Genomic DNA, 26,870 nt, shown 5'->3' on the forward strand with positions numbered 1-26,870 from the left:
CGATGTCTCAACGAGCACACCGCTCCGGTGCCACGACCTGGTCGCGGCGCATCCTGCCTTTGGTCGCGGCGAGTACCCTCCTCGCCGCATGTAGCGGACCGGGCACCGATGCCCCCTCGATGCAATCGCCCGTCGTCGCGGGCACATTGGACTCGGTCGCGGTGGTCACCCACGGTAGCCCCGGTGACGCATTCTGGAATGTCGTCAAGAACGGGGCCGAGGCGGCCGGTAAGGACCTCGGCATCCGCGTCGAGTACAACTCGGCCGGCGATCCTGGCCAGCAGGCGAAACTCATCGACAACGCCGTCGCGCAAGGCGTGGGCGGCCTTGTCGTATCGATGGCGAACCCCGAGGCCCTGCGGCCTTCCATAGAAAAGGCTGTTACGGCGGGCATTCCGGTGGTGACCATCAACTCCGGCGAGAGCGCGAGCACCGAGTTCGGCGCTATCGCTCACGTCGGACAGAGTGAGTCGCTCGCCGGGCAGGCCGCCGGAAAGCGTCTCGCCGACGCCGGACACAAGAAGCTGCTGTGCGTGATTCACGAGGCGGGCAATATCGGTGCCAACCAGCGTTGTGAGGGTGCCACCAAGGCATTCGGCAACGGAACCACGCTTCAGGTGGACATCAACAACCCGACCGACGCGCAGTCCCGTATCAAGGGCGCGCTGGAGGCCGACAGGTCCATAGACGCAGTGCTGACACTGAATTCGCAGGTTGCCGCGCGTGCTGTGGACGCGGTGAAGGAGTCGCAGTCCGCGGCGAAAGTCGCGACCTTCGACCTCAATACCGATGTGGTCGACGCTATTCGGGCGGACAAGCTGCTCTTCGCTGTCGACCAGCAACAGTTCGAGCAGGGTTACCTGCCGGTGGTGATGTTGCAGCTGTACCGGACGAACCTGAACTCCGTCGGCGGCGGCGCGCCGGTGCAGACGGGCCCTGCCTTCGTCGACAAGAACAACGTCGATGCCGTCGCCGCGCTAGTGGCGCAGGGCACGCGGTGAGATCGGAGTGGATGACATGAGCACTGCCACAAAAACTTCCGACGTCGCCGCGAGTACACCCCCGGGCGGCCCCTCGCTGTTCCAGCGACTGATCGTGCGGCCGGAGATCGGCGCACTCCTCGGCGCGATGCTGGTATTCGCGTTCTTCTCGATCATCACCGACCGTTTTCTCAGCCCATTGGGCGTCGCGACCTGGCTGGACGATTCGTCCACCCTCGGCATCATGGCAGTCGCGGTGGCGCTGTTGATGATCGGCGGCGAGTTCGATCTATCGGCAGGGGTGATGACCGCGTCCACCGCGCTGGTGACCGCGCTGCTCGCGGTCAACGCGGGGTGGAATGTCTGGCTGGCGCTGTTGGTTTCGCTGATCTTCGCGCTGACCGTCGGTGCGTTCAACGGCTGGCTGGTGATGCGGACCGGCCTACCGAGTTTTATCGTCACGCTCGGCACCTTCCTTGCGCTACAGGGCCTCAACCTCGGTGTTACCCGGATGGTCACCGGAACCGTTCAGGTGTCGGGCATTCGCGGCGCCGACGGCTACAACTCGGCGGGATGGGTGTTCGCATCGACGTTGAATATCGGTGACACACACTTGCAGGCCTCGGTTGTCTGGTGGATCGTGCTCACGGCGATCGCCGCGGTTGTCCTGGTGCGCACCAAGTTCGGCAACTGGATCTTCGCGGTCGGCGGTTCACTGCCGAGCGCTCGCGCTGTCGGTGTTCCCGCGGACCGGACGAAGATCGTGCTTTTCATGACCACCGCGTTCGCGGGCTGGGTCGTAGGTTCTTGCAGCATATTGCGATTCGCCAGCGTGCAGGCGAATCAGGGTGTCGGGCTGGAACTGCACTACATCATCGCGGCCGTCGTCGGTGGCTGCCTGCTGACCGGTGGCTTCGGTTCGGCGATCGGGGCCGCGCTCGGTGCGCTGATCTTCGGTATGGCACGTCAGGGCATTGTGTTCGCCCGCTGGGACAGCGACTGGTTCATGCTGTTCCTCGGTGTGCTGCTGCTGGCTGCTGTGCTGGTCAACAATAGATTCCAGAAGCGAGCCGAGAGGGTACGGCGATGAATGCGGTATCGCGTACGGGTAGGGCCACTCCACTGATCGAAGCGATCGATGTCGGCAAGAGTTACGGCGGCGTCGTCGCGCTGCGGGATGTCACCACCGTGGTGAACGCGGGGCAGGTCACCTGCATCCTCGGCGATAACGGCGCGGGCAAATCGACGCTCATCAAGATTCTGGCCGGTGTCCACCAGCACGACCACGGCGAACTGCGAATCGAGGGTGTGCCGACCCGATTGTCCTCGCCCCGAGAGGCTTTGGACCACGGGATCGCTACGGTGTACCAGGACCTCGCGGTGGTGCCGCTGATGAGCGTCTGGCGCAACTTCGTCCTCGGCTCGGAGCCGACGGTCGGATACGGCCCGCTGCGCCTGCTCGATCGACGCAAGGGCCGCGAGATCACGCGGACAGCCCTGGAGGACATGGGGATCGAAATCCGCGATATGGAGCAGCCGGTCGGCACGCTGTCCGGCGGGCAACGACAGTGTGTCGCGATCGCGCGTGCCGTGCACTACGGCGCGAAGGTGTTGATTCTCGACGAACCGACGGCGGCGCTCGGCGTCAAACAGGCCGGTGTGGTTTTGAAGTACGTCGTACAGGCGCGCGACCGGGGGCTAGGGGTCATCCTGATCACTCACAACCCGCACCACGCGTTCCCCGTTGGCGACCGGTTCCTGTTGCTCAAACGCGGGGCGATGCTCGGCTCGTATGAGAAGTCGGATATCGACCTGCAAGAGCTGACTCGCCAAATGGCGGGTGGCGCGGAGTTGGACGCACTCCAGCACGAGCTACAGCGTGTGGTGACGCCATGACGGACTTGGAAGCGCTCACGATCGGGCGAGTCGGCGTCGATCTGTATCCACAGCAAAGCGGTGTCCGGCTGGCCGAGGTCGAGACGTTCGCCAAGTTCTTGGGCGGCACCGCGACCAACGTCGCGGTCGCAGCCGCTCGCCTCGGCAGGCGTTCTGCCGTTCTGACCAAGGTGGGGCCCGACGGTTTCGGTGACTTCGTGCGTTCGGCGCTCGAGGGCTTCGGCGTATCGGCCGAGTACGTCACGACCGCGCCGAATCTCGCGACACCGGTGGTCTTCTGCGAGCTGAACCCGCCCGCCGACCCGCCGCTGCTGTTCTATCGAGCACCCATCGCACCGGATCTGACGATCGAACCGAACGAGGTGCCGTGGGATGTGGTGGATTCGGTTCCGCTGCTGTGGGTTACGGGTACCGGTGTCAGCGCGGAGCCTGCTCGTTCCACCCAACGGTCCATTCTCGAACATCGTTCCCGCCGTGGACACACGGTGCTCGACCTCGACTATCGGCCGATGTTCTGGCCGGATGAGGTGACCGCACGTACCGAGATCAGCTGGATGCTCGACTACGTGAATGTGGTGGTCGGCAACCGCACCGAAGTGCGGGTGGCGGTCGGCACCGCGAATCCGGATGAGGCGGCCGATCGGCTGCTTGCGCGCGGCGTGCGTCTAGCGGTGATCAAGCGTGGTGCCGAGGGTGTACTCGTGGCGACGGAGTCGGGACGGTGGTCGGTGCCGCCGTGCCCGGTCGAGGTGGTGTGCGGGCTCGGTGCGGGAGACGGGTTCGGTGGCGCGTTGATCCACGGTCTGCTGTCGGACTGGGATCCGCAGCGGTTGGCCACCTACGCCAACGCCGCAGGTGCGTTGGTGGCATCGCGACTGGCCTGCGCCGAAGCGATGCCGACGAACGCCGAGATCGAGGAGGTGCTGTGTATCTGACCGATGAACGCTGGCATGAACTACTGCGCGTGCGCGCGACAGACCCCGCGGCGATCGAACGTGCCTATGCCGAGCGGCGTCGGCGTCCGAGCCTGTTGTCGGACAAGGAGACCCTCTTCCTCGTCGCCGCCGACCATCCCGCGCGCGGCGCACTCGGTGTCGGCTCGGACCTGACGGCAATGGCGGACCGCCGTACCCTGCTGGAACGACTGCTCATCGCGCTGGCGCACCCGGCCGTGGACGGTGTGCTCGGCTCCCCGGATGTGGTCGAGGAGCTGCTGCTGCTCGACGCACTCGACGACAAGATCGTTATCGGCTCGATGAACCGTGGCGGCCTCGCGGGCGCCCAGTGGGAGATCGACGACCGATTCACCGGATACGACGCCGACGCACTGGTCAGATTCCGTCTCGACGGCGGGAAAATGCTGCTGCGGCTGGTGGATTCCGACGCGGGCACCATCCCGACACTGCAAGCCTGCGCGCAAGCGGTTACGGATCTGGCCGGACACGGGCTGATGGCGATGGTCGAACCACTGCCCTACCATCGCGACGCCGCCGGTGCGCTGGTGATGAGTAAAGACGCGGCTTCGCTGGCCAGGGCGATCACCGTCGCCTCCGGCTTGGGCGTCACCTCGGCCTACACCTGGCTGAAAATACCAGCGCCGCAAGACTTCTCGGTACTGGATGCGACGACGCTGCCTGTCGTCGTCTTGGGCGGCGCACCCTCAGGCGACCCTGCCGGGGATCTCGCCTCTTGGGGTGGTGCGCTCAGCCACGACGTCGTCCGAGGGTTGGTAGTCGGCCGCACCCTCCTCTACCCGCACGACGGCGACGTCGCGACCGCGGTAGACGCCGCGGCCCAGATCCTCAAAGAGGCCCGATGACCCGCTCGGCGATTCCCCCGTCTGCTCGAGCGCTGGCTGCGTCGGCGAGTGGTACCCGGCTGCGGCAAAGGGCGAGTAGGGATCTCTGTCGTGTACCGCTCGACGCCGAACCTCGGAGGCGGCCGGTTGGGTGGAGGGGGCTATGAGTCTGCATCGTCCGGCGGGGACTTTGGCTGATGGGGTGGATCCGGTATTGCTGACGGCGGAAGGGGCCGGGTTGAGTTACACCGGGCTGCGCGTTCTGCGGTTGGCGGTGGGAGAGGCGCGGACGGTGCGGACGGGGGAGTACGAGGCGTTCGTGCTGCCGTTGGCCGGGGCGTGCACGGTGCGGGTGGATGGTCTGACGTTCGAATTGGACGGTCGGGATTCGGTTTTCAGTCGGGTGACGGACTTCGCCTATGTGCCACGCGATGCCGAGGTCGAGTTGTCGACGGCCGGCGGGCTCGAGGTCGCGCTGCCGATGGCTCGGTGTGTGAATCGTCTGGAGCCGAGATACGGTCCCGCGGAGCATGTTCCGGTCGAAGTGCGCGGTGCTGGGCCTGCGACACGGCAGGTGACCAGTTTCGGTGCACCAGGAATATGGGACCACGCCGACAAACTCAACGCGTGCGAGCTGATCACTCCGGACGGCAACTGGTCCTCCTACCCGCCGCACAAGCACGACCAGGCGAGCGAGTGCGAAGTGGTCAACGAGGAGATCTACTACTTCCGCATCGCCGGGCGCGACGGGATCACCACCTCGGATGAGGGTTTCGGCATGCACCGGACCTACACCGCCGACGGCACCGTGGATGAAAACGTGGTCGTCCGCGACGGCGACGTCTTCCTGGTACCGCGTGGCTACCACGGACCGTGCATTGCCGCCCCCGGCTACCCGATGTACTACCTCAATGTGCTCGCGGGCCCGGCCCCCGACCGCTCGATGGCCTTCTGTGACGACCCGGCGCACACCTGGGTGCGCGACAGCTGGGCAGGCGAACCGACCGACCCCCGCTGCCCCGTCACCGACCACGAGGGCCGGTGCCGATGAATCCGCCGCCGGCCTGGGTGTCCTACCGAAATCTATGGGTCGGCGACCTGCGCGCGCTGTCCTTGTGGGGGCGCTCTGTGGGCGTCGGCGAGCACGAAGGACCGAGTTCATGAATCTCGTTGTGAAGCAGGCATTGCAGAGCCATCCGACCACGCAGCGCGCTGACACGACCGCCGTCGAAGCTTGTGGTGATCGGAGTTGCGTGGTGGCCGACCTCGAAGGGCAGGGCACGTGAAGCTGACTACAGCACAGGCATTGGTGGCGTGGCTGATCGCCCAACGCTCCGAGACTCTCGACGGACGCGAAGTGCCGTTGTTCCCGGCTGTTTTCGCCATCTTCGGGCACGGCAACGTGTTAGGGCTCGGTACCGCGTTGCAAGAGCGACGCGGTGAGATTCCGGTCTGGCGCGGGCATACCGAGGAGGGGATGGCGTTGGCGGCGGTGGGGATGGCCAAGGCGACTCATCGACGACAGGTCGGGGTCGCGACGTCCTCGATCGGGCCCGGTGCGTTGAATATGGTCACCGCCGCCGGGGTCGCGCACGCGAATCGGCTTCCGCTGCTGCTGCTTCCCGGTGACACGTTCACCACGCGGGCGCCGGATCCGGTGCTCCAGCAGGTGGAGCATTTCGGTGACGGGACGCTCACCGTGAACGACGCCTTTCGCCCCGTGAGTCGCTATTTCGATCGCATCACCCGACCCGAACAGTTGCTGGCGACGCTGCCGCAAGTGGCGCGAGTGCTCACCGACGCGGCCGACGCGGGACCGGTGACGCTGGCGTTGCCCCAGGACGTCCAAGCCGAGATCTACGACTTCCCGGATTCGTTCTTCGAGCAGGTCGTGCATCGCCTCATCCGGCCGCGCGCCGACCGGCGGTCCCTGGCCGACGCTGCCGCGGCACTGCAAGCATCGTCGCGACCGTTGCTGGTGCTCGGTGGCGGCGTCCGATACTCCGGTGCGGCCGGGCAGGCCATGGAATTCGCTGAGCGGCACGGGATTCCGGTTGTCGAGACGACCGCGGGACGCACCCTGGTCCCGCACGAGCATCCGCTGTATGCCGGACCGCTCGGCGTCACCGGCTCGGCATCGGCCAACACGATGGCAACCGAAGCCGATCTGGTGCTCGCGGTGGGCACCCGGTTGCAGGACTTCACGACCGCGTCCTGGACGGTATTCGCCCCCGACGCCACCATGGTCACGATCAACGCCGCCCGTTTCGACGCCGTGAAACACGGAGCGCTCGCTGTCGTCGGCGATGCCGCTGTCACGCTCGGCGATCTGGCGGCGCAGTTGACAGCAAATACGCCCGGGCAGAACAAGATTCGACCTCTCGGTCATGCTGATGTACGGCCGCCCGCCGATCCACCGGAATGGCGGGCCGAGGGGGACTGGACGGCCCGAGCGGTCGAGGTGCGCACCGAATGGGACGCCCACATCGACGCCTTGCGCACTCCCACCCCTGGCACCCCGACCTATGCCCAGGTGGTTGGCGTCGTCAACGAGCTCAGCGGGCCGCGCGATTACGTCATGACCGCGTCCGGTGGCATGCCGGGTGAACTCGTCGGCGGCTGGCGCGCCACCGGCGACGCTCCGACCATGGATGTCGAATACGGTTTCTCCTGCATGGGATACGAGATCGCGGGTGCCTGGGGCGCGGCGATGGCCCACGACGGCCTGGTTACGACCATGCTAGGCGACGGCTCCTATCTCATGCTGAACTCCGAGCTGTTCTCGGCGGCCTTCGCCGGTCACCCGCTGGTAGCCGTTGTCTGCGACAACGACGGCTACGCGGTGATCGCCCGGCTACAGGAAGGCCAGGGCGGCGAACCTTTCAACAATTTCTACGCCGACTGCCGCACCAACCACGCCGAGCCGCCACGGGTCGATTTCGCCACCCACGCACGCTCATTGGGTTGCGCGGTCTACACCGCTGCCGATCTGGGCGAAGTCCGTGCGGCCTATGCGGAGGCCCGTACCGCCGCGCGGGCCGAGTCGCGCCCGGCTGTGCTCGTGGTTCGCACCGAGCCGTCCGCGTGGACGGAAGCTGGAGCGTGGTGGGAGGTCGGTGTGCCTGCGCACCTGTCCGGCCGAGCGGCGTACGAGGAATCGAAGTCACGACAGGTGCGGTACCTGTAGGTGCCGGCGGGCGCGGGCGGAAGGTTCGGGGCCGCCTGCCCGAAACCCTTGCGATACAGGGCGACCGGTTTGGTTGATCCATTGAAAGTAAAGGGAAATTTATGCGCCTTTGGTGTTCATATTAACAACCCTTGGTATCAGCTAGATAATCTCGGAACGCAGAAATGCTTGCTGCGCTCCACAAATCGATACAGTCAAGATCAAAAATGTTGTCCTGCTATCAAGCTCGATAGAACAAAGATCAAAAACCTTGCCCCACAACGCCCTTGTCCGTGTGTATGCTATCGATTCATCACGACCCCACTACGAGGTGGGACGATGGCGAGGGCGGTGTCAGATGGATGTGAATACACTCCGAATGCGCCGTGCAACCATCGTCGCAATCGTTGTCGGCGCGCTGGTCATGATGGCTAGTGGACCGCTGGATCGACTATTGCTCGGCGTGTTCATTTGCGGTGGACTGGCTTTGGGTTGGCTGAATGCCTATCTAACCAGGATGGCGGTCAACCGGGTCGCCAATTCGGAGTCGCCGAGGAAGCAAGGATTGCTGCTCTCGTCGGCGGTCCGATTGTTCGGTATTACGGCAGTTTCGATCGCGGTCGCTTTCTTCGCGAGGCCAAGCGGCATCGGAATCTTCTTCGGCCTGGCCGTTTTTCAAGTCGTTCTGGTTCTCTGTACCGTCCTGCCCGAACTGAAGGAGCTTCGCCAGCTACCATGACGCTCCAAACTTCGATTGTTCTCATGACATTTCCCGCCCTCGCGGAGGGTGACGCTCCGTCCGATTCGAAAATCAAGGTCGGCGAACACGCGGTCGCACATCTGTGGGGAATGACGTTCGACGTCGACACGATCGTCTCGACCAGCGTGGCGGCGGTCATCGTGCTCGCGTTGGCGTTCTACCTGCGGATCAAGATCACTTCGGGCGTGCCGAACGGCGTGCAGCTGTTCTTCGAGACCGTGACGGTCCAGATGCGCAACCAGGTGGAGAGCGCGATCGGTATGAAGGTCGCGCCGTTCGCGTTGCCGTTGGCGGTCACGTTGTTCACCTTCATCCTGCTCTCGAACTGGTTGTCGGTGCTTCCCGTCCAGTACGGCGAGGGCGAATTCATCACACCGCCTGCCTCGGACATCAACTATGTCTATGCACTGGCATTGTTCGTGTTCATCTTCTACCAAGGGGCCGGTGTCATGCGGCGCGGCCCGTTCGGGCATGCCAAACAGCTGCTGAAGGGTCACACCGGCTGGGGCCCCATGGTTTTCATCAACATCATCGAGGAGATCGCGAAACCGCTCTCGCTGTCGCTGCGATTGTTCGGAAACATGTTCGCGGGCGGCGTGATGATCTCGGTGATCACGCTGTTCCCATTCTGGATCAGTTGGGGACCGAATGCCGTCTGGAAGCTGTTCGATCTCTTTGTGGGCCTCATCCAGGCTTTTATCTTCTCACTGCTGACCGTCCTCTACTTCAGCCAGTCGATGTCGCTGGAGCACGAAAAACACTGATCGGCGCCGCCGATCGAGCACATTGTTAGAGAACAGGAAGTGAAAAATGGCAGACGCAACAACGGCGGCCATCATCCAGGGCGCGCTCATCGGTGGCGGCATCATCATGGGTGGCGGCGCGATCGGTGCTGGTATCGGTGACGGGCTCGCGGGCGCCGCGCTGATCAACGGCGTTGCCCGTCAGCCGGAGGCCGAGGGGCGGTTGCGCGGCAACTTTTTCCTGACAGTCGGTCTTGTCGAGGCCGCATATTTCATCAACCTAGCGTTCATGGCGCTTTTCGTCTTCGCGACTCCCGGTAAGTAACACGGCATGGCTCCGCGAACAGAGGTGGTTGCCGAGGGTAATTTCCTTATCCCCAACGGAACCTTCTTCGTCGAGTTATTGATCTTCCTGATCGTGCTCGGAGTCATTTGGATGTTCGTTGTACCGCCGATCCGGGCGGTGCTGACCGAACGTGATGCGAGAGTTGCCAAAACCGCGGCCGACGACAAAGAGGCGAAGGACTTGTTCGTCGGCGCCGAGGCCCGGTACAAGGCGGCGATCGCAGAAGCACGCAGTGAAGTGGTCGAGATCAGGAACCGGGCTCGCGCCGAAGGCCGAGCCATTCTCGAGCAGCTGCGAGGTGAAGCGCAGGAGGAGGCAGACAGGATTGTCGCGGAGTCCGCGACAGAACTTCGGGCTCGAGCGGACCAGGTTGCCGCGGAACTGCGCGAGACGGTTGAGCCGCTGGCCAGGACATTGGCCGATCGCGTGCTCGGCGTCGACGACCGAACAAGCGCGGGCAATCAGGCAGGACGGGCGTAGTCATGATCGGCACCAGCGGCATCCTCGCAGAAGGGACCGTCGCCTCCGGCCCCTATCACATCACTATTCAATGGCCGGTGTTCTTCAGTCAGCTGTTCGGCTTCGCCTGCATTGTGTTCATCGTCGTCAAATGGGTGGCGCCACCCGTCAAGTCGATGATGGGCAAGGCGCAGGGCAACATTCAGAAACAGCTCGACCACAGCGAACAGGCGGCGACGCGGCTTGCGGCGGCCAAAAAGGCCTACGACAACGCGCTGGCAGAGGCCCAGGTCGAACTGGATCAACTTCGCGAAGACGCTCGCGTCGACGCTGTGCGCATCGTGGCCCAATTGCGGCAGATCGCCGACTCCGAGGTCGCTCGGGTGCGCAAGCAGGGCAACGACCAGATCGAGCAGATGCGCGCGCAACTTATCCGTGATCTGTCCGCCGATCTGTCCGCGACTGTGCTGGCAAGCACCGAGGACAAGGTGCGGTTGCAGCTCAGCTCGAAACACGTGGTGTCGGACAGCATCGACAGGTTCCTGGAAGACCTCGAGGCCATAGCGAACCGGTCACAGACGGTTCGGCGCAGCCCGCAACTTTGGATTCTGTGAAGACTCGTCGAGCGGGTAGAGGACCGCAGGACATTGTCGGCGCGAGTTCGGGGCGCGCCGCCGTCGGGTGGTGGTTAATCTAGGAGCCCATGGCCACAAGGCAGCGAGAACAGCGGGATTTGCCTGCGCCGACCAACGGGTTCGTCGGTCGCGAGCCGGAGATGGATGCGATCGCCCTCTCCTTGCTCGGCGCCACCCGACTGATCACTCTGACCGGTTCGGGTGGGATCGGCAAGACTCGGCTGGCCGCGGAGTCGGTCCGCCGCTACCAGAAAGCGAAGCGCACGTCCGTGCATTGGGTGCGACTGGCTCGACTGGCCAAGGGTGCCGACGTCGACGCCGTCGAAGCGGAGATCGCTCAGTCGGTCGTGGATATGGATTTCTCTGGGCGATCGGCGTGGGATGCGCTCGTCGAAGTACTGACCGAAACGGAAGGGGCGGGCCGGGAGCGCCAGACCTTGCTGGTGTTGGACAATTGCGAGCACGTGCTCGACAGCGTCGGGCACCTGATCACTCGACTGCTGGAAGCCGTAGCGGGGCTGAGCATTCTGGCGACCAGTCGCGAAGCGATCGGGTGGTTCGACGAGCATTTGGTGGTCGTTCCGCCGTTGTCGCGGCAGCAAGCACTGACACTTTTCCGGCTACGCGCCGAACTTACCGGCAACCGCGTGCTGGGCGACGATCAGATCGCGACAGCCGCCGCCATCTGCCGCCATGTGCACAACCATCCGCTGTATATCCGGCTGGCCGCCGCACGATTGATCCGCCAACCCCTGGCCGTGATTCTTCGGGAGCTCAGCGGTAGCGAAGACGACGACAAACGAATGCGGTGGTCGCACGGACCCCGAGTCGGGGCCGACGAGCGGCATCGCGGCGTCAACGATGTCATCGCCTGGTCTTATGACCTTTGTCAGCCCAAGGAACGTCTGCTGTTCGATCGCCTGTCGGTTTTCGCCTCCGGGTACGACACCAATCCGGAAGACGACGACGCCACGACATCCGACGTGGGGGCAGATCTGGAAGCGATCGAAACCGTCTGTGCCGACGACGAAGAGCCCGGTCACGGCGGGCAGGTTGCGGGCGACGGCGCAGCGGGCATCCGCCTCATGCGCGAGGAAATCGAGGGCCTGCTCGATCGGCTCGTCGACCAGTCGTTGGTATCAGCGCACATCACACCAACGGTCACGCGGTACTCCCTGCTGGAGAGCCTGCGGATTTTCGCTTGGCGCAGGCTTCAGGAACGCTCCACCGCCGATGTGGATGAACCGGCACGACAGACCGAGCGTCATCGCCAGTACTACCGGGACAAAGTCGTGTTCGCCGCTGCCCATTGGTTCAGCCCCGCGGACAAGGACCTGCTGGACTGGGCTCGGGCAGCCTGGGGCAACATTTTGACGGCGATCGAGAGAAGCGTCACCACACCGGGCCAGTCCGCCGTCGGGTTGGAGATCTGCGTCGGGCTACTGGCCCTACGGTTGCCTTTCTTGAAAGGCAACTTCCGTGAAATGCGGCGGTGGACCTCGGATGCTTTGCGGGCCACTCGCGCACTTACCCCGCAACCCATCGAACTCCAAACGGGCGCAATGGCATTGCTGGCATGGATAGCGTTGTGCCAAGGCCAGTCCGAAGATGCCGAACGGCTGCTCGAGGACAGCGTCACCGCGTGCATACCCGACCAGGAAGGCATGCGGCAATGGCGAGGCACGGCCGAGACGGACATCGGACTTCCTGCCTGCGTCGAGTTCGCCTGGGGCGCAAAACTTTTGCTCGTCGGGGGCGCTGCCGATGCGATCACGGTGCTGGAGCGGGCGCGCGAGAAGTTCCTCAGGGACGGAGACGACGGTTCCGCGGCGATGAGCGAAATGCTCGTAGCGCTGGCCGCGAGCGTGCTCGGAACCAGACAACAGGCCTTCGAACTCGTACTGCGCTTCCGCGAGCACGCTACCGCCTCGGGCGCGTTATGGGTGACGTGCTGGTCGGATATGGCGTGGGCGATCACTTTGACCAAGCACGGTGACCCGGTCGAGGCGTTGAAGGTGGAACGGATCGCACTGGGGCACCAGCTCGCCTTCGGTGATCAGTGGGGCCAGCTGTGGTCTGTGCAGTTTCGGATGTGGTCGCTGGCTCAACTCATCCTCGACTCGATCGAGAGGGGCGGCAGCGACCGTCGTGAACTTGTCGCGTTGGCGACCGAAACCGCTCAGCTCGCCGGTGGAGTCGAAACATTGCGTGCCAGACTCGGCGTGAACATCGACGAACTGGGTCCGTTCGCCCAGGAAACCGAAAAAGCCGTCGCTGTCGCCCGTACCGCGCTCGGACCAACTGCATTCGCGGCGGCCGAGAGGCAAGGCTCCAGGCTGCGTCCCGGAGCGAACGAGGTCCAGCGACTTGCTATGGGCACGTTGGCAATCGACGCGTCGGCGACGCGTTCCGGAACCCCGCCGACCACCTCGTATTGGGGCAGGCTGACCGCAGCGGAGCGGGAGGTCGCCATACTGGCCGCAGCCGGATGGACCAACACCTCGATCGCCGCGCGTCGGGGAAACTCCTTCAGAACTACCGACGTGCAGATGGGCATGATCCTGCAAAAATTGATGATCACCTCACGTGCGGACATCATCAATTTTGTTCCGAGGGCCCTGATCGGCCAGGTCCGAGCGGACGTCGCACAGGCGCAGAACCGAGACCACCGTCGGCGCCGGTCCTAACGGTGTCAACCCGCTTCGAACGGTGCCGGGGCATACCGTGTCCAACCATCCCGAAGTCCACCCTCAGCTTTTTCCTGGATACTCAAAGGGTTCCAGCCAGTGGGGGGATCCAGCCAGACAATCTGAGGTCCGTTCGAAAAGTATATGTCCCGGCGGAACCCTTCCTCCTCCTGCAAGGATTGTGCGAACCTCGCAGCCATATCATGGCGCCCGATATCACCGGACAACATGACAATCGCAGACTTCGGACTCCTGGCAACCGCTTTCCGTAGTTCTGGCTCGGTTGAAACTTGTTTTGCGAGCACCTCCGGCTCGAGAGCTATGATTTCACCACCAGGATGTTGATTCATTTGATCGAAGGTCGGCAGATCGGCCCTGATATGAAATGTGCTTGTCTCGGCATTCGCCTCTGCGTGAATATAGAAGGCGCCGGGCTCTGCTGACCATGGAGTTATCCATGGATTATTTGTCATGTTACTGTGCCCAGTTGAGTCGAAAGTCGTATGGCTGTATTTCGAAGGCGAGCCGTCCTCTGCCAGATTTCGAAGATGTGGAATGTCCTCCCGCTCGAGTGGGTACGATAAGCCGATAAATTCCCCCTGTCGGTCGTACAGTACTTCCTTGCTGAGATCTCCGGGCCAGAGCGCCAGTTCTCTGAAGGTGTAGGGATCAGTGCCCCAGATCGGCGTCTCGCCCGGTATTATCTTGCGTGGTAGCTCCGGAACCGTCCATAAATCTGTCCGCTGAATAATTGCCTTGCCGTGTGAATCCTTTTCTATATATTCCTGAGCGGCCTGGCGCAGCTGGGAGCTGATTGGTACAAGTTTTCCTTCTGCCAAGAAGTATGACACCTTGTTTGTCGCTCCGGAGAGGCGTGTTCCGATAACATGACCGATTCCGACGAGTCCGCCGGCCTGAATTACCACGGACCGGATCCGAATTCGATCAGGGGCGGGAGATCGCCAGGGCTCTCTAGAGTCGGTGCCGAGAATTTATGCCGTAATGGTCTGCACCGCCACATCGATGACGTTGCACAGTGCGCCTGCGTCATAAGCGATCATCGTTTCTTTCGGGCGGTATCCGCGGTTGCGAGTCTCGGCGGCGGAGTCATCGCCGGTGCTTGGGCGAGAAGTATCGAGCGAAATCAGCGTCGCCGACTGGGTGGCTGTATCGCATCGGTAGCTCATAGGTACGCGATCGCCTTCATAGGTCCGATCCGAGCTCACACGGCCGCGAAGTATTTCCTTTGTCGATGTGTATCGCGTCTACCGCGTCCTGGGCGATGCTGCCGCCGCTGGCCATGGTGACCACTTCCTGACCGCGGAGGTCGTGGATAGTGCCGCTGGCTCCGTGCGGGATGCCGTGGGATCCGAGGACCGCCATCGGGGCCACGACACCCGCGCCTTCGATGGGGCGGCCGGTGGCATTGCTGAGCAGTGGAATACCTTGCTCGATCCAACGTTCGGGAACCAGGACAACGTCGTCGGCGTAGGTGACGATGTCGGAGAGCAGGTGTGCGTCGACGGTCGCGACTTGCATCGCCTCGGCCATCGTGTGCGGCATCACCGTTACCGGCGCGCCTGCTTTGAAGGATTCATAGAGGGTGGGGGCGCGCTCCGGGCAGGCGATCAGGATGGTGTAGTCACGTCTCCAGGTATGCCCGTAATCGCGCACCACCTGCGCGGCCGAGGCAATGGTTCCACCGACGCCCGACAGTATGACGGCGTCCGCGAAATGCCTTTGTGACATCATGTCGTGGACTGCGGTGCCCAGTGCCGCAACGGAATCCGGCGCGGACACATCCATGAACACAACCCGCCACTGTCCTGGTTGATCCGCTTGGCGTGCTCGTTGGCCGCATCCCAGTTCGCCCCCAATGCCGAACCACGTTCGCGCCCAACGACTTCAGCTTGTCGACCTTGAGTGGTGAGGTATTTTCGGGCACCACCGCGGTGAGGGGAATTCCACGCCGCCGTGCGGCTTCGGCGTAGGCGATTGCATGGTTGCCAGACGAGGCTAAATAGAGAGATTTCCCAGGTGGCAGATTCGCAGCAACCATAGCGATGCCTGCCCCATTGCCCTTGTCCGCTCTCACAGTATTGTCGATGCCCATGCTGATCTCCTCGCTGACATGACGCGTGACGCGGTGACGTCCGGAAACGACGGAACTGAATGCGGCACTTATCCGGTCAACTAGACGGCGCATTGCCATCTCGAGCTCGTTCATCGTTTCCCGGTCAGCGGTCAGCGGTCAGCGGTCAGCGGTCACTTCACGTGGCCAGTGTCTCGATGGTCTCGGCGATCTGGGATGCGCGGCTGACTGGTGACTTCGCCTTCATCAGGCGCAGGAACAGGGGGCGTATCGATGCGTGCGGTCCAGGAGTTCGAATCGGTGAGCGCGCGGTCGTTATCGGCGAGGGCAGCCGAAAGGTCCTCCGGCGCTGTGGCGTTGCGCTGCGACTCGTATGCCGCGTCCCATCGTCCGTCGGCCTGTGCGGCTCGGATCGCGGCGTGTCCGGATTCTTGCCTCCCATTGTCCGGGATCGGCGAAGGCGCAAGGGGCCGAGTGTTCGAGGTGTGCCATGAGATCTCCGTGTTCGGGGTTGGCATCGTCCGGGCTTTGCTCGGGCGATGCCGACGAGTCGCCCCCGGATCGACCTGCGCGCTGGTGGATTACGCTGGGCCGGTTTTCGCCAGCACCTCGAGGTAGTGCGGGTTCGACATCAGCCCGAGGATATTGCCGAAAGGATCGACCACCGAAGCGGTAATGAAGCCGGTGTCCGCACCGCGCTCGGTGATCGGGTCGTACACAGTGGCACCGAGCTCTTGTAAGCGGTCGAAGGTGGCTTGCAAGTCGTTCACATGCCAGTTCAGGATGGCGCCACCGGGTGTGTTCTTGGCTCCCGCGGGGGCGTACGCACGGTTGACGATGCCGAATTCCGCCTGGTAGTCACCGATCCGCCACTCGTAGTAGGCACCGGCCACGGTGAAATATGGCTCGACGCCGAAGAACTCGGTGTACCAGTCCTTCGCGACCTCCAGATCGTCGGCGTAGAACGTGCTCGTCGCCATTCCCTGCAGCATTTCGGTCTCCTTCATCGGTGCGTTTCTTGCGATCTTCGATGTCACGTCCCAACAATGTTGCTGCCGTCGGTAGAGCCTGGTCATCGGCGATGTCGTCGCCGACCACGTAGGTGTACCTGTACGCCGGCTCGCTCCTCGAGCGGCAGCAAAGCCCGCGGAACCCACGCGGTCATTTCTCAGGGCACTGTGATGTCCCGCGAAGGACGTCAGGACAAGGTCGAGGACGGCGCGGACGTGGGAAAGACAACGGGCAACGCGGCCAGCGCGCGGTGGAAAGGGCCTGGCCGCCAGGTCAATTCGTCGGCCGGAACGGCCAGTCGCAGATCAGGCAAAGCGTCGAGGAGTTGGTCGATGGCGTCTTGGACGATCAGATAGGCGGCGCTGGCGGCCGGGCAGGAATGCGGGCCCGCGCTCCAGGACAGGTGCGAGCGGTTGCCGGTGTGATTACCGGTGTTGATGGCGGGATCGTTGTTGCAACCGGCCATGCTGATGACGACGGGCTGGTGGGCGGGGAGCCAGACGTTGTCGATCAGGATCGGTTGCCGGGGGTAGGTGAGGCAGAAGTTCGCCATCGGGGGGTCGTTGAACAGGACTTCGTCGAGGGCGTCTCTGGTGGACAGACTCCCGGCGAGCACATCGCCGCCGAAACGGTCGCCGGTCAGGATCAGCAGCATGGTGTTGACGATCAGGTTCTGCTGGGGTTCGATGCCCGCGCCGTACAGGACGACGAGCTGATGGACGAGTTCGGCGTCGTCGAGGTTGCTCGGATGCTGAAGCAGTCGGGTGGTGATGTCGTTGCCGGGCTCGGCCCGTTTGAGCTCGATCAGCTCCATGAATGCGTCGGTCAGCATTCTGTTGCCCTGTTCGGCGTCGATTCCGTCGAAGATCGCGACCGACCCGGCGGCCGCACGCTGCCCGATCTGCGGCGGACAGCCGATCATCGCATTGATGACCTCGAAGGCGAGCGGAAGCGCGTACTGACTGACCAGGTCGGCCGTACCGGTTTCACAGAAGGCATCGATCAACGGGACGGCGATGCGCTCCACGGTGGCGTGCAGAGCGTGCAGATCAACCTCGTTGATGCTCGCGATATTGGCCTGCCGATAGCGGGCGTGCTCCGCGCCCGCGCTGCGCAGCGCGTTCGGTCGCCATTCCAGGACCGGCAGAACGGGGCAGTCGGCGGGTATGTCCTGTTGCCAGGTGCGCGGATCGGCCGGGAAATGCTCCGGGTCGTGCAGGATCCGCACCGCGGTGCGGTAGCCGATCACCAGCGTGGCAGGCACACCGGGCGCCAGTTCCACCGGCACGATGGATCCGTAGCGGCGGCGCATGTCCCGGTAGGCGCCATGCGGGTCGGCCGCGAACTCCGGAGAGTGCAACGGAACGCGCTGCCTGTCGGTGTCGACGGGCGAGCCGTGATGCGGCACAGGACAACTCGCGGGTTGGGCGGGGCTCTGCGGGGTGGTCAACCGAGTGGCTCCGAATGGCGGTGGCCCGGACCGGAAGCTACGAGCAGATGACGGGACATCGTCGCCTCCAGCGGCGGGCGCGCCGCCTGGGGCGGCTGATCTCCGCGTAGCGCACGGAACAGGCGCAGACCTCGCGGTCCGAACAGCATCAACCCGCCGAGCAGGACACAGCACACCACGTTTTCGGTACCTCGCAACATCGTCGGGGACCCGAGCGCGGGTCCACCCAACCGCTCTGACGCACGACGTGAGCAGTCGGTCGAGAACAGCATGCGCAGCTACGTAGGTAATGCCGCATCGGTATCCGATACGTAGTTGAGCCGTCGGAACCCACCTGAAGCCCCCACCGACTTCGCAATCCGATTAACCTGCTCGTCATGGTGGCGCGATACCAGGATGAGGTGGCCGACCAGCCGTGGCCGGTAGACGGTTTCGTCGGTCGGCAGGCGGAGCTGAACGACATCATCACCGCACTGCTCGGTTCGGTTCAATTGCTGACGCTGGTCGGTTCGGGCGGCATCGGCAAGACCCGGTTGGCCGCCGAGGCCACGGCCCGCTACCGCAAGGCACGGCGCACCGCGGTGCACTGGGTGGGGCTCGGACGACTGCCGAAGGGCGCCGATATCGCCGCCGTCGAAGAAGAGGTCGCGCAGGCGGTCGTCGATGCCGACTTCTCGGGACGACCGTTGTGGCAGGCACTGGTCGACACCTTCACCGAACAGGATTCCGTGGGCCGGCCCCGCCAAACCGTGCTGGTGCTGGACAACTGCGAACACGTGCTCGCCGGAGCCGGTGACCTGATCGCCCGCCTGCTGGAAGCGGTGCCCCGGCTCAGCATCCTGGCGACCAGCCGCGAGGCCATCGGATGGGTGGATGAACAGGTCGCGGTGGTCCCGCCGTTGTCGCAGCAGCATGGGCTCGCACTGTTCCGGCACCGATCCGAACTCGCCCGACACCCGATTACCAGCGCCGAGGAGGTCGCGATCGCCGACAAGATCTGTCGGCACGTGCACAACAACCCCCTCTACATTCGACTTGCCGCCGCGCGGTTGATGCGCCAACCGTTGGCGGTGATTCTTCGAGAACTCAGCGGCGAAGACGACGACGACAAACGAATGCGATGGTCACACGGGCCCAGGGTCGGGGCCGAGGCCCGACACCGTGGCATCAGCGACGTCATCGCCTGGTCCTACGACCTGTGCAGCCCCGAGGAGCGGCTGCTCTTCGAGCGCCTGTCGGTATTCGCCGCGGGACACGACATCAACCCCGAGGACGAAATCGGCGCCGCGGTGGACGTCGGAGCCGACCTGGAGGCCATAGAAGCAGTCTGTTCCGACCTCGAGCCCAATGGCGGGGTAGTGCGGTTGGCCAAGGCCGATATCGAGAGTCTGCTGGAACGGCTTGTCGATCAGTCCCTGGTGTCGGCGCACATGACGCCATCGACCGTGCGCTACTCCCTGCTGGAAAGCCTTCGGATCTTCGCAAGGCGACAACTACGCGAACGTTCCACCGAAGAGTCCGACGAAACGGCACGATTGGCTGAGCGACACCGGCGCTACTACCGGGACAAGGTCGTACATGCGGCGGCCACCTGGTTCAGCCCCGCCGAGCAGGACCTACTGGACTGGGCTCGTGCGGCGTGGAACAACATTCTGACCGCGATCGACAGCAGCGTCGCGACCCCGAGCGACGCCGCGGTCGGTCTGGAGATCTGCACCGGACTGCTCGCGCTGCGCTTGCCGTTCTTCAAAGGCTCGTTTCGTGAAATGCGCCGATGGACCGAACGCGCGCTGCACGCCACCGGTTCGCTACACCCGCAACCCGTCGAACTGCGAATACAAGCCATGGCGCTGCTGGTGTGGCTCACCTTGTGCCAGGGCGAACGCGAGGCAGCCGAGCGAATGCTCGAAGAATGCGTCGCCGCGTGCACACTCGACACCGACGATCCCTCGAACTGGCGGCACACCACCGAGTCCGATATCGGACTGCCCGCATCGATCGAATTCGCCTGGGGCGTAGAGCTTTTGGTTGTGCAACGAGATCCGGCGGCAATAACCGTACTCGGGCGGGCGCGCGAAAAGTTCGATGGATCGGGTGAACACGGCGGTGCGACGATGAGTGAGCTGTTCGCCTGCCTGGCCGCCGGTCTGCTCGGAACACCGGAACAAGCCTACGAACTTGTACCACCGTTCCTGGACCGGGCTCGCGCTTCGGGTGCGAAGTGGGCGAAGTCCTGGGCTGAGCTCGCCTGGGCGATCGTCTTGACCAGACACGGGAAACCCACTGAGGCAGCCGATTTCATACGGATCGCGCTGACGCATCAGTTGCTGACAAGGGATCAGTGGGGCGGGCTGTGGGCGGTGCAGTTCCGAGCCTGGTCGTTGGCGCAACTCATCGCCGATGCGCTCGCCGGCGGCAAGCCCGATCGCGGCGCTATCGTCGCCCTTGCGACCGAAACCGCCCAACTCAACGGTGGTGCAAGGACACTCCGATCCAGGCTCGGAATCGACATCAACGAGTTGGGGCCCTTCGCCGACGAGACCGAGAAAGCCTCAGCCGTCGCCCGCGATGTGCTCGGCGACGAGGCGTTCACGGCGGCAGAGACTCGAGGTTCCTTGCTGCGCCCCGAACTCGGTGAGGTGCTGCGCCTCGCGCTGGGTACCTTGCCCGCGGAGGTGTTGCGAGTCCGAGTGCCGATCGACAGATCAGGCCCCTCGTCGTGGCAGGAGCTGACATCGGCGGAGAGTGAGGTCGCGACGATGGCCGCGGCCGGGTGGACCAATTCCGCGATCGCGGCCAGACGAGGGACGTCCGTCCGGACTGTCGATACTCAGGTGGCCGCCATTTTGCAGAAGCTGGTGACCAACTCCCGCGCGGACATCATCGGATTCGTGCCGAAGACTCTGCTTCGCGAAGTGCGAGCGGAAGCCGCACGTCGTCAGCGCCCCTGACCGTCTGTTGCGTATCCGCTACGGATGCGGTGGTCGCTACGTATTCGGCCACGCTGTTCTCGATCGCTCGGTTCTGGCGATTCGGACCGGTTTTCCGGCCGACCGCGGTGTGGCTGTGACGATGATTCGAGGCCGATATGGATCCTTTGCGGTTGCGCGGGCCGTCCACCGCCCGGTGGTTGCGCCGAACACAGCTCGTCGTGGCGGTGGTGTGGGCCGCGGCGGTGTTCGGGCCTGCCTTGCTCGGGCTTTCGGGCGCTTGGCGGGCGTTCGGCGCCGGTCTCGTCGTGCCGGGCGCCGGGCTGCTGTATGCGATTCCGGCACTGCATCATTCGTTCAGCACGCCCTTTGTCCTCGCGCATGCTGCAGTGATTCTCCTCGAGGCCGCAGGTGCGCTGTGGACGCTGCGGCGGCACCCGTTCGTCGCATCCACGGCGGCGGTGTCGATCGTCGCGCTGGTGGCGGCCGCCGTCGTGAGCGCACCAGTGGTGGTCGTGGTCGTCGGTCATGTCGCGGCGTTTCTCGGAGTGCTTGTCGCGGCGTTGTGGGCGTTCATGTTTCGTTCGATCGCCCGCTCGGACTACGTGACTTTGCCCGCGATCGTTCTAGTGTCCGCCGCAGCGGCCGCCGGATTGGTATCCGCGCACGCGGACATGCCGGGACCGATGTCCTTGGTGCCCTTGGGATCTCTCGTAGCGGTCGTGAGCATTTCGGTGGTCGTCCTCGTCCGTGAGCGCCTCCGGCACCGGTCGGCGCAACGCGTCGGGGCCGAACGAGCGCGCTACCTCGCCGATCAAAGGACCGCGCAGCCCCCTCGGGCGCGAGATCGACACCACTCGGGCACACCAGAAGTCACCGAAGCGAGTCCCCAGCAGCTGGCGTTACTGCGGTACCTGCTCAGCGTCGCCATGCAGTCACCGGACGATTGGGCGGGCTTCGATCAGGAGGGCCCCGGACCGCTGCAGCAGTACCGCTATCAGCTCAACGCGCTCGGCTGGGCCTTGGCCGTGTACGGCTACTCCCACACTCCGGCGCTGTTGGGCCCACTGCACCGAGCGCAACTCGACCTGATCGCCCGCGCACAGGACAAAGCCGCATGGGGCTACTGGAATCAGCAGAACCTGTTGGGCAACTGGGACTTCCGCCAACGGCGGGTAGATCCCGTCGACGTGCCGCAGAACATCATGTTCACCGGCTATCTCAATCTCCAGCTGGGGATGTTCCGGCAGGCCACCGGCGACGCACGCTTCGCCGAGCCCGGTTCGCTGCGCTTCCATTGGTCACCTGGCAGGCAATTCGACTATCGCCACGACACGATCAACGACATCGTGATCCGGAATTTCGACAGCGATTTCGTGCTGTGGCCCTGCGAACCGTTACCTGTCGGCCGGGCCCGCACGCACGGGCTGGTCTTCCCCTACTGCAATGCGGTCAGCGCAGCCGGCGTCGCGGTATCGGATGCGGTCAACGGGACCTCCAGCGCCACACCGATCGTCGACCGATTCCAGGCCGGACTCGCGGCCGAGTTCACCGCTGCCGACGGGGATATCGTCACCTTCATCGCCTCCGGACTCGGACTGACCGCACGCGCTTTCCGTGGACCTGCCACGACTGCGGGCATCGCGGCGTTCGTCGCACCGCTTTTACCGGATCTCGCGTGGCGTGCGTGGGAAGTCCTGCGCCACGAATGGCTCGATACCGGGCAATTCCATCGGACAGGATCGGGCGGCGCTGAATCCCCGGTCGCCGAGGACTGGGGTTCGCGCGCGAAATCGAACGCTGAGTCCTTGGCGGCGGCGATGCTGCTCGCGCAGGAATGCGGCGAATCCGAATGGCACCAGAGACTGTGGCGCGAGGCGGTCGAACAACTGTGTTTCACCGAGGACGAACGGCAATCGGGGGTGTCGCGCTTCGAATCGGCGTCGGTGCACGCGAATGGAATGTTGGGTTTCGGCGCTCTCGGCCGTCCCTACGTGCTGGCGGACATGATGAGTCGGCCCCGGCCGGAGGCCTGGAACAACGGACCGAGAATCGTCGATGTGCCACACCCCGAAGTTATTGTGGCGAAGGCGGTTTCGGACGGACACGGCCTGGAAGCGGTCTTCTACCCGGGTAAGGAACCGGGCCGGTTCACCGTGCTGCTCGACCAGTTGCTGCCGCGCCGCGACTACCTGATCCTCGGCGCGGTAATACCGGTGGCATCGGCCGACGAGCACGGCCGGATGTCGGTGACCATCGACCTCCCCGGACGCAGCACATTCCAACTACGGCCGATCTGAGCAGCGGTCTACCTACGTAGTTTTCCGGCAGCACCCCATGCGCGTCGTCTACCTATCCAAGAATGCTCGGTACGCAGAAAGCTAATCGCCCGTCCAGGAAGTGTCGGACCATGACAATCATCGAACCGCTGCGGCAAGACCCCGAGTACCCCACAATCCTTACCAGCCCTCCCGCTGGTCCGGTGCGCGGGGTGGCTGCCCCGGTCTCGGCCGGTACCGACCCGGATGTGCTGATGCGACGCCATTTCGAGGCACAGGACGATCGCCCGGCCGACTGGCGCGACCTACACGCCGCGGAATTGAGTCCCTACCATCGCAGCCTGTTGATGAACGACGGCACCGTCACCCGCCTGCTCGAAGCGTTCGCTCTCGAACCGATCGCGGCGGTCGGCGTTTCCGAACACGAGCCGACGACTGTGCAGAGCCACAACCGTTGGCTCGACGTGCGACCCGAAGACGAGGTCGTAGCGCGGTATGTCGATCTCGTCGGCATGCGTTCGGGCACCCGCTATCTACGTGCGGAATCCCTGATCGTGATGAATCGTCTGCCCGCTGGTTTCCGTGACGCACTCCAATCCCAGGCCGCGGGCATCGGTGCTGCTCTGCAAGCAATGAAGGCCGAGCCACGCAGGCAATTGCTCTACTTCGGCGGGACATTCGATTCGGTATGTGCCCGCAGCTATCGGATCATCGTCCGTGGCGTTCCGTCATTGGTCATCAACGAATGGTTTCTGCAGTGAGTGCGTTGTCGCGGGCACCAGGTCGGACCGCCTGGTGCCCGCGGATCAGGCCGGCTGCGCGGACGGCGCGCGGGTGAACGCCAGCGTGCCGCCGACCGCGAGGATCCAAAGCATTGTGATGCCGCCGACCGTCGCCGTGGTGCCCCAGCCGTTGGCCGCATAGAAGTCGGCGGGGGTGTTGCCGAAGAACAGCGAGGGGACGAAGGCGAGGTTGATCAGCGCGAGCACCCATGCCGACCTGCCGACCCAGCGTGGCAGCAGCGCGGTGCGCATGACCCCGAATCCCAAGGTTACGAAGAATAATGCCTCCAGCAGGCGGGAGATCGTGCCGTACAGGATGTAGGTACCGCTGACCGCGATGGTCGGATCGATGGGGTCGGGCGCCTCGATGACCGCACCGACCTCGAGACCCGTCGATACCAAGGCGACGGTCACCCACATCAGTCCCGCGGTGGCGGCGACGGTGCCGACCCATTCGTAGGCGGTCTGTTTCAGTAGGTAGCCCAGGCCCGTCATGAAGACGACGAGCAGTGTGAGCCCGGCGAGCCCGAACAGGCTGCGGGTCAGCACATTCGAGTCGGGCGGTGGCCCGTCGTAGACGAAGTACAAGGGCAGTTCGATCAGCGTGAGTACGGCTGCGACCAGACCGGCGATTCCTGCGGTGCGGCGTATTGCGTTGGCGTCCATGTGCTCTCACATTCCGGGGGAGTTCGGGGCGGATTCTTCCACCGTCGCTAGATAGTATACGACTTATACTATAAGAGACATGTTAAAGTTGCGCGACGCTATGACCAGCGAGAATAGAGGTAACCACGGCTTATGGCCGAAGAAGATCTGCCCGACCAGCTCGTCCGGCTATGGCGACTGCCGATCGGTCCGCGCCTCGGCCGCCCCGCGGAGTTGGACGTGGATCGAGTCGTCGGCACGGCAGTGGCGCTGGCCGACCGTGACGGACTGTCCGGCGCGACGCTGCCGAAAATCGCCGCGGCGCTCAACGTCACGCCCATGTCGCTGTACCGGCACATCGGCTCCAAAGACGAGTTGCTCGTCTTGATGGGTGATTTGGGCTTCGGCCCGGCCGACATCGAGACGAGCGGACAGTGGCGCGCGGATCTGCGGCGCTGGGCGCTGGCGCAGCTCATGGTCTACCGTCGTCACCCCTGGTTGACCCAACTGCCGATCAGTGGCCCGCCGCGCGGCCCCAACGCGATCGATTGGATGGACGCGGGGCTGCGTGCGCTGCGCGATACGAATCTGGACTGGTCGGCCAAAGTCGGCGTCATCACGGTCGTGAGCGGATACGTCCGGCAGGGCTACGTGCTGGCCAACCAACTCGAACAGGGCAGCGCGGCGGCCGGGCTCGAACAGGCACAGGTCGAGCAGAATTACGGCCGAGATATGGCCGGGCTCGTCGATCCCGCTCGCTTCCCGGATGCCGCTCGACTTTTCGCCGCGAGCATCTTCGAAGCGCAACCCGCCAACGACGAAACCGCCGACCCTGACTTCACTTTCGGCCTCGAGCTCATTCTCGACGGTGTTGCCGCCGCGGTCCCGGACGCGCCGTCCTGAGTCGCGAGCGGGCGCGAATCCGGTGCGTCGAGTGACGCTGCGGAGCAGTCCGGCGGGAAGCTCCGCAATCGGCGCCAACGGCACTCGGTAGGTGGGCGGCCCAACGCCGCAATTGTTGTGCGACTGCAACATTGCGATCTCGGGGTGGTCTCGAACCAGCCCGGTAATTGCCTCCGCCCGCCGTCAGAGCCGTTCTGAGACCTTCGGCGAAGGCTCGAATCCGACGCGAAAGCGCCGAGGGGGCGTTGTTTTGCTCACGGCTGGGGATGCCAGAGCTGGAGGAATACGTCGGATGATGGCATTCTTGACGGCGAGATCGGGCTTATCGAAGTGATCTGCCTGACTCACCTACAGGAAGTAAGAAGTAACGAACATGGCTCAAGGCAGTGTGAAGTGGTTCAACAGCGAGAAGGGCTTCGGCTTTATCGCCCAAGACGGAGGCGGCCCCGACGTCTTCGTGCACTACTCGGCCGTTAGCGGCTCGGGTTTTCGGTCCCTCGAAGAGGGCCAGCGTGTGGAGTTCGAGATCGGCCAGGGCCAGAAGGGTCCGCAGGCCCAGGACGTCCGCGCTATCTGATCAAGCGTGACTTCTCCAGAGGCTCGTACCCGGCAGGGGGTGCGAGCCTCTTGCCATATCCGGGGCCGATTCGCTCAGGCAAGCTTGGCGAATTGGACATGGGTGACAGCGGGGGAGCTTGCTACCGATGTGCGCTCGTAACCGGGCAGCGTGCCGAGGCCGTCGAAAAGTCGTTCGCCCGCACCGAGCAGGATCGGGACGACGGCCAGGTGCAGTTCGTCCACCAGGCCCGCGAGCAGGAACTGCCGGACGGCAGATGAGCCGCCCGCTAACCGCACATCCGCGCCGTCGGCTGCCTCGAGCGCCAGGCGCAGTACCTTTTCCGGGATCTCGTCAACGAAGTGGAACGTGGTGCCACCTTCCATCGACACCGACGGACGCGGGTGGTGGGTCATCACGAAAGTGTCATGGTGGTAGGGCGGGTTCTCACCCCACCAGCCGTTCCACTCGTGGTCGGTCCACGGTCCGCGGATCGGACCGAACATGTTGCGGCCCATGATGGTTGCGCCTATCCCGACGTCGCCGGCCATGAGGAAGTCATTGTCGAGGCCGGTGTCGCCGTCGGCGTCCTCGCCGCCCATCGAACGACCGTATTTCGTGGCGAACGCCCAGTCGTGCAAGCGCATGCCGCCCTCGCCGAGTGGGTTGTCGATTCCTTGATTCGGACCCGCGACATAACCGTCGAGGGAGATCGCGATGTTGTGTACACGCAGCTTCGGCATGATGACTCT

The 26,870-nt window shown here is 64.1% G+C and carries 26 protein-coding genes and 1 pseudogene; 19 read left to right on the forward strand and 8 right to left on the reverse strand.

Annotation, left to right across the window (positions count from 1 at the left end):
- The first annotated feature begins 2 nt into the window (after positions 1-2).
- From ACLMAJ_RS16385 to ACLMAJ_RS16450, 14 genes are all read left to right on the forward strand, one after another.
- A complete protein-coding gene (locus tag ACLMAJ_RS16385) occupies positions 3-1,001 on the forward strand; it encodes a sugar ABC transporter substrate-binding protein (protein WP_412014559.1) in 999 nt (332 codons plus the stop codon).
- Positions 1,002-1,017: 16 nt separating this feature from the next.
- Positions 1,018-2,070 (forward strand): ABC transporter permease, encoded by a 1,053-nt coding sequence (locus ACLMAJ_RS16390; RefSeq protein ID WP_412014560.1) that lies wholly within the window; start codon positions 1,018-1,020, stop codon positions 2,068-2,070.
- The gene (locus ACLMAJ_RS16395) at positions 2,067-2,876 is read left to right on the forward strand and encodes an ATP-binding cassette domain-containing protein (protein ID WP_412014561.1); all 810 of its coding nucleotides are present in this window, start codon (positions 2,067-2,069) and stop codon (positions 2,874-2,876) included. The genes ACLMAJ_RS16390 and ACLMAJ_RS16395 overlap by 4 nt, the downstream gene beginning before the upstream one ends.
- On the forward strand, positions 2,873-3,811 hold the full coding sequence (gene iolC / locus ACLMAJ_RS16400) for a 5-dehydro-2-deoxygluconokinase (RefSeq protein WP_412014562.1): 939 nt from the start codon (positions 2,873-2,875) through the stop codon (positions 3,809-3,811). Before ACLMAJ_RS16395 ends, iolC begins: the two co-directional genes overlap by 4 nt.
- Entirely contained in the window at positions 3,802-4,695 is an 894-nt protein-coding gene (locus ACLMAJ_RS16405; protein ID WP_412014563.1) for a Cgl0159 family (beta/alpha)8-fold protein, read from the forward strand. The genes iolC and ACLMAJ_RS16405 overlap by 10 nt, the downstream gene beginning before the upstream one ends.
- Positions 4,696-4,837: 142 nt before the next feature.
- A complete protein-coding gene (gene iolB, locus ACLMAJ_RS16410; RefSeq protein WP_412014564.1) occupies positions 4,838-5,725 on the forward strand; it encodes a 5-deoxy-glucuronate isomerase in 888 nt (295 codons plus the stop codon).
- Positions 5,726-5,834: 109 nt separating this feature from the next.
- A complete protein-coding gene (locus tag ACLMAJ_RS16415; RefSeq protein ID WP_412014565.1) occupies positions 5,835-5,960 on the forward strand; it encodes a hypothetical protein in 126 nt (41 codons plus the stop codon).
- Entirely contained in the window at positions 5,957-7,861 is a 1,905-nt protein-coding gene (locus ACLMAJ_RS16420; protein WP_412014566.1) for a thiamine pyrophosphate-dependent enzyme, read from the forward strand. Before ACLMAJ_RS16415 ends, ACLMAJ_RS16420 begins: the two co-directional genes overlap by 4 nt.
- A gap of 358 nt (positions 7,862-8,219) precedes the next feature.
- Positions 8,220-8,579, forward strand: a complete 360-nt coding sequence (locus ACLMAJ_RS16425; RefSeq protein ID WP_412014567.1) for a hypothetical protein — start codon at positions 8,220-8,222, stop codon at positions 8,577-8,579.
- A 23-nt stretch (positions 8,580-8,602) separates the two neighbouring features.
- A complete protein-coding gene (gene atpB, locus ACLMAJ_RS16430) occupies positions 8,603-9,364 on the forward strand; it encodes a F0F1 ATP synthase subunit A (protein WP_412014568.1) in 762 nt (253 codons plus the stop codon).
- 46 nt (positions 9,365-9,410) lie between these two features.
- Positions 9,411-9,668, forward strand: coding sequence for a F0F1 ATP synthase subunit C (locus ACLMAJ_RS16435; RefSeq protein WP_397045908.1), 258 nt, complete (start codon positions 9,411-9,413; stop codon positions 9,666-9,668).
- A gap of 6 nt (positions 9,669-9,674) precedes the next feature.
- Positions 9,675-10,169: a F0F1 ATP synthase subunit B gene (locus ACLMAJ_RS16440; protein WP_412014569.1), complete on the forward strand. Its 495-nt coding sequence runs from the start codon at positions 9,675-9,677 to the stop codon at positions 10,167-10,169.
- Positions 10,170-10,171: 2 nt separating this feature from the next.
- Positions 10,172-10,762, forward strand: coding sequence for a F0F1 ATP synthase subunit B family protein (locus tag ACLMAJ_RS16445; protein ID WP_412014570.1), 591 nt, complete (start codon positions 10,172-10,174; stop codon positions 10,760-10,762).
- An 89-nt stretch (positions 10,763-10,851) separates the two neighbouring features.
- Positions 10,852-13,470 (forward strand): helix-turn-helix transcriptional regulator, encoded by a 2,619-nt coding sequence (locus tag ACLMAJ_RS16450; protein ID WP_412014571.1) that lies wholly within the window; start codon positions 10,852-10,854, stop codon positions 13,468-13,470.
- 5 nt (positions 13,471-13,475) lie between these two features.
- On the opposite strand, the gene ACLMAJ_RS16455 is transcribed toward ACLMAJ_RS16450, so the two are convergent.
- The 6 genes and pseudogenes from ACLMAJ_RS16455 to ACLMAJ_RS16480 form a co-directional block, all read right to left on the reverse strand.
- A complete protein-coding gene (locus ACLMAJ_RS16455) occupies positions 13,476-14,396 on the reverse strand; it encodes a hypothetical protein (protein WP_412014572.1) in 921 nt (306 codons plus the stop codon).
- A 66-nt stretch (positions 14,397-14,462) separates the two neighbouring features.
- A complete protein-coding gene (locus tag ACLMAJ_RS16460) occupies positions 14,463-14,657 on the reverse strand; it encodes a hypothetical protein (protein ID WP_412014573.1) in 195 nt (64 codons plus the stop codon).
- Positions 14,658-14,673: 16 nt separating this feature from the next.
- Complete coding sequence (locus ACLMAJ_RS16465; RefSeq protein WP_412014575.1) at positions 14,674-15,276, reverse strand: pyridoxal-phosphate dependent enzyme; 603 nt, start codon at positions 15,274-15,276, stop codon at positions 14,674-14,676.
- An 82-nt stretch (positions 15,277-15,358) separates the two neighbouring features.
- A pseudogene (locus ACLMAJ_RS16470) lies at positions 15,359-15,697 on the reverse strand (pyridoxal-phosphate dependent enzyme); the annotation flags it as partial.
- A gap of 446 nt (positions 15,698-16,143) precedes the next feature.
- Positions 16,144-16,554, reverse strand: a complete 411-nt coding sequence (locus ACLMAJ_RS16475; protein ID WP_412014794.1) for a VOC family protein — start codon at positions 16,552-16,554, stop codon at positions 16,144-16,146.
- Between the two features lie 206 nt (positions 16,555-16,760).
- A complete protein-coding gene (locus tag ACLMAJ_RS16480) occupies positions 16,761-18,023 on the reverse strand; it encodes a cytochrome P450 (protein WP_412014576.1) in 1,263 nt (420 codons plus the stop codon).
- A gap of 377 nt (positions 18,024-18,400) precedes the next feature.
- Between ACLMAJ_RS16480 and ACLMAJ_RS16485 the strand changes: the two genes are divergently transcribed.
- From ACLMAJ_RS16485 to ACLMAJ_RS16495, 3 genes are all read left to right on the forward strand, one after another.
- Complete coding sequence (locus ACLMAJ_RS16485; protein ID WP_412014577.1) at positions 18,401-20,974, forward strand: ATP-binding protein; 2,574 nt, start codon at positions 18,401-18,403, stop codon at positions 20,972-20,974.
- 137 nt (positions 20,975-21,111) lie between these two features.
- Entirely contained in the window at positions 21,112-23,253 is a 2,142-nt protein-coding gene (locus ACLMAJ_RS16490; protein WP_412014578.1) for a linalool dehydratase/isomerase domain-containing protein, read from the forward strand.
- Positions 23,254-23,363: 110 nt separating this feature from the next.
- Complete coding sequence (locus ACLMAJ_RS16495; protein WP_412014579.1) at positions 23,364-23,993, forward strand: chorismate--pyruvate lyase family protein; 630 nt, start codon at positions 23,364-23,366, stop codon at positions 23,991-23,993.
- Positions 23,994-24,038: 45 nt separating this feature from the next.
- On the opposite strand, the gene ACLMAJ_RS16500 is transcribed toward ACLMAJ_RS16495, so the two are convergent.
- Positions 24,039-24,680, reverse strand: a complete 642-nt coding sequence (locus ACLMAJ_RS16500) for a hypothetical protein (RefSeq protein ID WP_412014580.1) — start codon at positions 24,678-24,680, stop codon at positions 24,039-24,041.
- Positions 24,681-24,812: 132 nt separating this feature from the next.
- Between ACLMAJ_RS16500 and ACLMAJ_RS16505 the strand changes: the two genes are divergently transcribed.
- Both ACLMAJ_RS16505 and ACLMAJ_RS16510 read left to right on the forward strand, forming a co-directional pair.
- A complete protein-coding gene (locus tag ACLMAJ_RS16505) occupies positions 24,813-25,562 on the forward strand; it encodes a TetR/AcrR family transcriptional regulator (protein WP_412014581.1) in 750 nt (249 codons plus the stop codon).
- A 373-nt stretch (positions 25,563-25,935) separates the two neighbouring features.
- Positions 25,936-26,139 (forward strand): cold-shock protein, encoded by a 204-nt coding sequence (locus tag ACLMAJ_RS16510; protein WP_040693519.1) that lies wholly within the window; start codon positions 25,936-25,938, stop codon positions 26,137-26,139.
- 74 nt (positions 26,140-26,213) lie between these two features.
- On the opposite strand, the gene ACLMAJ_RS16515 is transcribed toward ACLMAJ_RS16510, so the two are convergent.
- Positions 26,214-26,861 carry a dihydrofolate reductase family protein gene (locus tag ACLMAJ_RS16515; RefSeq protein WP_412014582.1) on the reverse strand — a complete coding sequence of 216 codons (648 nt, stop codon included), beginning with the start codon at positions 26,859-26,861 and terminating at the stop codon, positions 26,214-26,216.
- Positions 26,862-26,870 lie beyond the last annotated feature (9 nt).

Origin of the sequence: Nocardia arseniciresistens (assembly GCF_046764875.1) — a bacterium.
Taxonomy (GTDB): domain Bacteria; phylum Actinomycetota; class Actinomycetes; order Mycobacteriales; family Mycobacteriaceae; genus Nocardia; species Nocardia arseniciresistens.